At 70.9% G+C, this 4,690-nt stretch carries 5 protein-coding genes; 4 read left to right on the top strand and 1 reads right to left on the bottom strand.

Going from position 1 to position 4,690, the window contains the following annotated elements; all coding sequences use genetic code 11:
• Positions 1 to 333 precede the first annotated feature (333 nt).
• Positions 334 to 1,137 (top strand): GntR family transcriptional regulator, encoded by an 804-nt coding sequence (locus ABD308_RS23960; protein ID WP_344338469.1) that lies wholly within the window; start codon positions 334 to 336, stop codon positions 1,135 to 1,137.
• On the opposite strand, the gene ABD308_RS23965 is transcribed toward ABD308_RS23960, so the two are convergent.
• Positions 1,121 to 2,248: a helix-turn-helix transcriptional regulator gene (locus ABD308_RS23965; protein WP_344338472.1), complete on the bottom strand. Its 1,128-nt coding sequence runs from the start codon at positions 2,246 to 2,248 to the stop codon at positions 1,121 to 1,123. The genes ABD308_RS23960 and ABD308_RS23965 overlap by 17 nt on opposite strands.
• 325 nt (positions 2,249 to 2,573) lie before the next feature.
• Between ABD308_RS23965 and ABD308_RS23970 the strand changes: the two genes are divergently transcribed.
• The 3 genes from ABD308_RS23970 to ABD308_RS23980 form a co-directional block, all read left to right on the top strand.
• Positions 2,574 to 3,278, top strand: coding sequence for a hypothetical protein (locus tag ABD308_RS23970; RefSeq protein ID WP_344338452.1), 705 nt, complete (start codon positions 2,574 to 2,576; stop codon positions 3,276 to 3,278).
• A gap of 110 nt (positions 3,279 to 3,388) precedes the next feature.
• The gene (locus tag ABD308_RS23975; RefSeq protein ID WP_344338453.1) at positions 3,389 to 3,676 is read left to right on the top strand and encodes a hypothetical protein; all 288 of its coding nucleotides are present in this window, start codon (positions 3,389 to 3,391) and stop codon (positions 3,674 to 3,676) included.
• Between the two features lie 83 nt (positions 3,677 to 3,759).
• Positions 3,760 to 4,690 (top strand): DUF2637 domain-containing protein (locus tag ABD308_RS23980; RefSeq protein ID WP_344338455.1); only part of this gene is annotated, 931 nt, incomplete at its 3' end.

The raw sequence follows: 4,690 nt of genomic DNA on the forward strand, positions 1-4,690 counted from the left end.
CTGTGGCTGGTGCAGGGTTCGAACCTGCGTAGCTTGCGCGACAGATTTACAGACCACGCACGAAAGTTGCCTGGAGCTGCCATCTTCCCCAGTATCGCGCTACCGGTCCCACAGATGTCCCACCGAATCCGGGCCCTGGGGTTCCAGGAACCCATCCGCCAGAACCGGCTCCGCCGTTGGTGCGCCGACGTTCATGGCTGTCCGCTGGTGTTGGCGCACGCCAGCTACGGCGGAGCCACGCGGCCTGACATGGGAAAGACCACCATGGAGTTTGCACGGATTCACCTAGACTGGCGCGCGCCAGTCGCCGACGGCGGGAGAGTGCGAGAGGGCATGGGCGGGAAGACCGAGCAGATCGAAGAGACCATCCGGGAGTGGATTCGGTCCGGCAAGCTCGCCGGGGGAGCCAAGCTGCCGTCCGAGCGGACGCTGTCGGCGGACCTGGGCGTCGGCCGGACAACCGTCCGGCTCGTCCTGGGAAAGCTCGCCGCCGAGGGACTGGTCGTCGCCCAGCACGGGAGCGGCTACTACGTCAGCACGGCCGAGCAGCCGGCCGCCGAGACGGTCACTGCACCGCACGGCGAACTGGAGCCATGGCGGATCCACGGCGAGCGCCTGGTGTACGACAACGAGTGGATCAAGCTCGTTCTGGTCGATGTGGAGCCGCCGGGCGTTGAGCGCTTCGAGCACCACGTCGTCCGGCTCCAGCACGTGGCCATCACGGCGGTTGTGGACGACCAGGACCGCGTGCTCATGCTCTGGCGGTACCGGTTCGTTCCGGGCCGGTTCGGGTGGGAGCTTCCCGGCGGGATCGTGGACGCGGGCGAGGATGCCGCTGCGGCGGCGGCCCGTGAAGTCGAGGAGGAGACCGGCTGGCGGCCGGCCACGGTTGAGCACGTGGTCACCTACCAGCCGATGGTAGGCATGGTGGACTCCCCTCATGAGATCTTCGTGGCCCGGGGCGCAACGCTCGTCGGCGAGCCGACTGACGCGGAGGAGGCCGGGTTGATCGAGTGGATCCCGCTGGCCGACGTCCCGGGCCTCATCGCCCGTGACGAGCTGCTCGGCTCGGGAACGCTCGTCGCCCTGCTCCACCTGCTGGCCAACCGCTCTCAGCGGCCTACAGGCGCCCGGTAAGACGCTCAATCCGCCTCCTCTGCCGAACCGACCCCGTGCGGTTCGCGAGGAGGCGGGCCTTTTGCAGGTGCTCTCTCGCCTGGCCGAACTCCCCGCGGGCCAGGTGCGCCTGTGCCAGATCGCACCGCAGGCCCGCTGTCGCCCGCGTGAACGCCGGATCCATCCGCTCCAGGGCTACATACAGCTCGGCAAGTGCGTCGTCCTCACCGAGCATGGCGAGAGCGTTCCCGCGCCAGCGCGCCATGTGGCCCGCGTTCAGGAAGATGCTCAGCATGTCAGGGTCGCGCGCTTCGTCGCCGGCGGGCAGCACAGCCGCCGCGCGGTCCAGCGCATCACGGCAGTCACGAGCGAGACCCGCCTTCGCGCACAGCTCTGCCTCCGCCGCGAACAGCCATGCAGCAAGCCGCGGGGACACCTTCGTCCCGCCGGTCCGCTGAGCGTCCCGCACCAGGTCCACCGCCATTTCCGGGCGGCCCGCATCGGCGAGGACATATGCCTGTTCCGCCATGGCGTGCGCGAGGTACATGGGCTGCTCGGCTTCGGCCGCCGCCCGCTTGCCCAGCTCGTAGTGGCGCCATGCACGCTCCACCGCCCCGACGTCCAAGGCCTGCCAGGCCGCGAGCGTGGCCGCGCCCGCCAAGGCCGTGGCCACCGGCCGACGCGCGTCGGGAAGGACTGCGAACGTCAGCGCGTCTTCCAGCGCGTCGAGATGAGCGCGCATCTGGTCGACCAGGGCTGCGGCGCCCATCTGCCGATCGAAGCTCCGGAGGAGTTCGGTCTGGTTCAGGAAGGTGTCCACCATTCCGAGGCTCAGACTGCGGGCTGAGTCGATCCGGCCGATGAGTTCGTCGTAGCCGTCGGCGGCGGGAGCTGCCGACTCCGGGGCTCCGAACAGCTCGTCATCGGTCTTCCCGAACAGAGCCCGGAGGATCAGCGCGTAGGTGCTGGAGACCGCGCGGCGCCCGTTCTCCCACTCGGAGACGTACACCTTGAGGCTTGCTGGCGAAGCCACATCGATGAGGTGCTGCTCGGCGTACCGGCTGATCTCCCGGACCAACCGCTCTTGAGACCAGCCGCGCTGCTTGCGGGCCTCCCTTAGACGCTGTCCCATGTGCCCGCCCCTGCCGTGGTGACGCTCGTTCGTGCTCAGCATGCCGTACGTAGAACTCCCCCATGACGGGTTAACAAAACTGGGTTAACCCCTGCTGGCTACCGGGTCGTTGGCGCACGTTGTTCCATAGAGATACGGCCGGAACTGACGGACAGACAGGGAAGCGCTTGACACTGGTGCGCACCAGTTGCAAACTACTGGTGCGCACCAGTTGGAGGACGATTCTCCTCTCTGAGGCGCCGTGCTCGTGGTTGCTCCGCCGATCTGCGCGGATCCGGATTCACCCCCCTGTGACGCTCCACCTGACTCCTCAGGAGGCTTCGCCATGCTCGCAACGCCCCGCACCACCCCCACCCCGACCGTGACCGGTCGCTCCTACGCCCGTCGTGTGGCGTCGTTGACCAGCGGTTCCGGTCGGATGTCGGCCGGCGCGTGGGTGGCGGAGGCCCGGGGCGTGGAGCGGCGGCGCCGGGCGGTGGCGTGCCGGATCGGTCGTCTGACCGGGACGCGGGCGCCGCGGTGGGCCGGCGAGATCGGCGAGCGGGAGTGGCGCACGATCCTCGCGGTCGGTGTGGCGGCGCTGGCCGACAGTGCGGCGTCGTCCCGGATCGCCTCCGAGGAGAAGCGCACCTGCACCACGTGCGGTACGCGGCTGAACCGGGCGAACGGCGGCACCGTGTGCAGCCCCTGCCTGGCCTCTGCCGCTCCCGAGTCGGCGGAGCAGGCACCCGTCGGCGCCCGGCCCGCGCCGGACATGGGCCACCTGGCCGACACGGCAAGGGAGGTCGCCCCGCATCTCGCCGGTGGCACGAGCGGCGGTGTGGTCGACCGGACCCGCAACGGCCGCGTCGAGGCCCTGGTGGACGAGATGCTCGCCGCCCAGCCGGCGGGCGCGCTCGTCCTGGTCGGCGAGGACGAGCGGCGCCTGGTCGAGCGGTGGAGCCCGTTCCGTGGCGGCCCGCGCCACGTCGTGCGGTGCGCCGATGGCTCCCGCCGCTACGGCACCGGCGAACTGGCGCCGGAGCACTAAACCCCAGTTCAACCCATCTGCAGCCCTGTGCGGTGGACGGCTCCCGAACTCCTTGGCCGGAAGAGGAGCCGTCCCCGCCGGGCCCACCACCACTAGGAAGAGGTAGACCCATGAGGTCGATTGTCGCAGGCCAGACGGCCCTGACGGAGGACGAGTTCGCCGAGCTGGCGCTCGGTGTGGACTCGGACTTCACCCGACTGTTCACCGGCGTGCCCGGTGAGAACGAGACCGAGCGCGCCGCCCGAATGGACGCCGCGGCCGGCGTCATCGCGGACCTGCGCCGGGAGGACCCGGAGCTGGCCGCCTACGCCGAGCGCCTGCTGAGCACGGCGCCGGTGCCGCTGCGGCGCCCGGCGGTCATCCGCCGCACGGCGAGCACCGCCCGGGTGGCGGCGTGACGACCGTGGCCGCGTCGGCGGCCGTTTCGACCCCGCCCGCCCCCGTTTCGAGCACGCGGTCCGCCGCTTCGGCGACGCGTGCGGTGGCTTCGGACAAGCTGATGCTGGGGGTGGCGATCCTCGCCGCCGTCGGTGGTGCGGCGCTCGCCGCGATCGGGTTCTCCGGCTCCTACAGCGCGCTGCAGCAGCTCGGTTTCAGGCACGGGTTCGGGGACTTCAGCTACGCGTTCCCGGTCGGTGTGGACGCCGGGATCGTGGCGCTGCTGGCGATGGATCTGCACCTGATCCGCAAGGGTGCCCCGGCGCCGTGGCTGCGTCTGTTGGCCCACGGTTTCACCTGCTCGACGATCTACTTCAATGCCGCTTCGGCGGGGTCGCTGCTGGCGAACCCGACCGGCACCGGCATGCACGCCGTCATCCCGGTCATGTTCGTGGCGGTGGTGGAGGCCGGGCGGCGCCTGGTCATCCGGATCACCCGGATCGAGGCCGGCCACGGCCGCGACGGTGTCCCGTTGCACCGCTGGATCCTTGCCCCGTGGCCGTCGTTCCGGATGTACCGGCGGATGCGGCTGAACGGCATCTCCTCCTACGACCGGGCGGTGGAGCTGGAGCGCGAGCGCCTGGTCTACCGGGTGATGCTGGAGCGCGAGCACGGTGGCGACTGGCACAAGGCGCCCTCGGACCAGCGTCTTCCCCTCACGATGGAGCGCTTCGGCCTCTCCGTGGACGAGGCGCTGGCCCTGCCGATGGAGGCGGAGGAGGCCGCGCGGCTGCGGGCCGAGCGCACGGCCGCGTTCGAGGCCGAGGTGAGCGCCCGGGCCGAGGCCCGTGCCGCCGAGCTGGAGATCGCCAAGCTCCGCACCGCCGGGCGCGTTCAGGCCGCCGGGTTCGAGGTCGGTGCTGAAACCGCGACCGCCAAGGCCCACGCCCACGCCCGAACCGTCGCCGCCGGCCGGGAGGCCGAGGCGGCCGAACGGCTCGACCAGGCGGAGGCCGTGATGGCGGCCGCCACGG

It is taken from the genome of Kitasatospora putterlickiae (assembly GCF_039527695.1).
Lineage (GTDB): Bacteria > Actinomycetota > Actinomycetes > Streptomycetales > Streptomycetaceae > Kitasatospora > Kitasatospora putterlickiae.

Bases quoted from the DNA above. Each gene is read 5' to 3' on its own strand.
- ABD308_RS23960 (WP_344338469.1), top strand. From the start codon at position 334: ATGGGCGGGAAGACCGAGCAGATCGAAGAGACCATCCGGGAGTGGATT.
- ABD308_RS23965 (WP_344338472.1), bottom strand. From the start codon at position 2,248: ATGGGACAGCGTCTAAGGGAGGCCCGCAAGCAGCGCGGCTGGTCTCAA.
- ABD308_RS23970 (WP_344338452.1), top strand. From the start codon at position 2,574: ATGCTCGCAACGCCCCGCACCACCCCCACCCCGACCGTGACCGGTCGC.
- ABD308_RS23975 (WP_344338453.1), top strand. From the start codon at position 3,389: ATGAGGTCGATTGTCGCAGGCCAGACGGCCCTGACGGAGGACGAGTTC.